This is a genomic window from Halorubrum tibetense, from assembly GCF_042661865.1.
Lineage (GTDB): Archaea > Halobacteriota > Halobacteria > Halobacteriales > Haloferacaceae > Halorubrum > Halorubrum tibetense.
The window spans coordinates 1-1434 of record NZ_JBHSWW010000430.1 but is presented as its reverse complement, the minus strand read 5'-3'; the positions used below and the strand labels follow the sequence as shown (position 1 = coordinate 1434).

Here is a 1434-nt window from a genome sequence, read left to right as displayed (position 1 = left end):
ACCGCCACCACGGGCGCCGACACGGGGGGCGACGCCGATGAGTGAGGGGGCGGACGACGGGTTCGACGACCCGCCGACGCGAACGCGCGACGACGACGACGTCGGCAAGGTGTATCTCGTCGGGTCCGGGCCTGGCGACCCGGGCCTCATGACGGTGAAGGCGGCGCGGCTGGTCGAGTCGGCGGACGTCGTGTTACACGACAAGCTCCCCGGTCCGGAGATCCTCGGGGAGATCCCGGCGGAGAAACGCGAGGACGTCGGGAAGCGTGCGGGCGGCGAGTGGACGCCACAGGAGTACACGAACCGGCGGCTGGTCGAGCTGGCGAGCGAGGGGAAGACGGTCGTCCGACTCAAGGGCGGCGACCCGTTCGTCTTCGGCCGCGGCGGCGAGGAAGCGGAACACCTGGCCGACGCCGGGATCCCCTTCGAGGTCGTCCCGGGCGTCACCTCCGCGATCGCCGGCCCCGCGGTCGCCGGGATCCCCGTCACGCACCGGGATCACACTTCTTCCGTCTCGTTCGTCACCGGCCACGAGGACCCGACGAAAGACGAGTCTGCCGTCGACTGGGGCGCGCTCGCGGCGACCGGCGGGACCATCGTCGTCCTGATGGGCGTCGGGAAGCTGCCGGGGTACACCGCCGCGCTCCGCGAGGCGGGACTCGACGGCGACACTCCGGTCGCGCTGGTCGAACGCGCGACGTGGCCCGACATGGCGGTCGCGACGGGTACGCTCGATACGATCGTCGACGTCCGCGACCGGGCCGGGATCGAACCCCCCGCGATCACCGTTATCGGCGACGTGGCGGGGACCCGCGACCGGGTGGTGGCGTTTCTGGAGAACGCGGGTTCCGCGCCGGTCGAACGGGCCGGAACGACCGCCTCCCCCGAGGCGGAGACCGGGAGCGAAACCGACGAAGAACGGGGGGGTGAGGACGCGTGAGCGACGGACCCCGTGTCGCCGTCTTTCGCCCCGACGACGACCGAATCGACCGGGCCGTGACGCTGCTCGCGTCGCTCGGCGCGGACCCCGTCGCCGACCCAATGCTCGCCGTCGAGCCGACTGGCGCGACTCCCGTGGCGGGGGAGTCGCTCGACGCCGCATACGTCGTCTTCACGAGCAAGACCGGTGTCGAGCTCGCCGCGGATGTGGGATGGACGCCCGGCGAGGCCGCTCTCGTCGCCATCGGGCCGTCGACCGCCGCCGCGGCTCGGGAGGTCGGGTGGTCGGTCGACATCGTCCCCGAGGAGTACACCTCCGCGGGTCTCGTGGCGACCCTCCGCGACAGTGTCGACGGCGAGGTGATCGAGGTCGCACGTTCTGACCACGGCAGCGACGTGCTCCTCGACGGGCTCCGCGACGCGGGCGCTCGCGTGACGGAGACGGTGCTCTACCGGCTCTCGCGCCCCGACGACGCCGGCGAGTCGGCGTCGCTC

2 protein-coding genes are annotated in these 1434 nt (G+C 72.6%); both read left to right on the top strand.

Features of this window, described 5'->3' with window-relative positions; translation table 11 throughout:
- Positions 1-37 precede the first annotated feature (37 nt).
- Positions 38-940 (top strand): uroporphyrinogen-III C-methyltransferase, encoded by a 903-nt coding sequence (gene cobA, locus ACFQEU_RS15860; RefSeq protein ID WP_379783735.1) that lies wholly within the window; start codon positions 38-40, stop codon positions 938-940.
- A partial coding sequence (locus tag ACFQEU_RS15855; RefSeq protein WP_379783733.1) for a uroporphyrinogen-III synthase occupies positions 937-1434 on the top strand: 498 nt, incomplete at its 3' end. The genes cobA and ACFQEU_RS15855, both read left to right, overlap by 4 nt.

Coding starts and splice junctions, on each gene's coding strand:
- cobA (WP_379783735.1), top strand. CDS start 38: ATGAGTGAGGGGGCGGACGACGGGTTCGACGACCCGCCGACGCGAACG.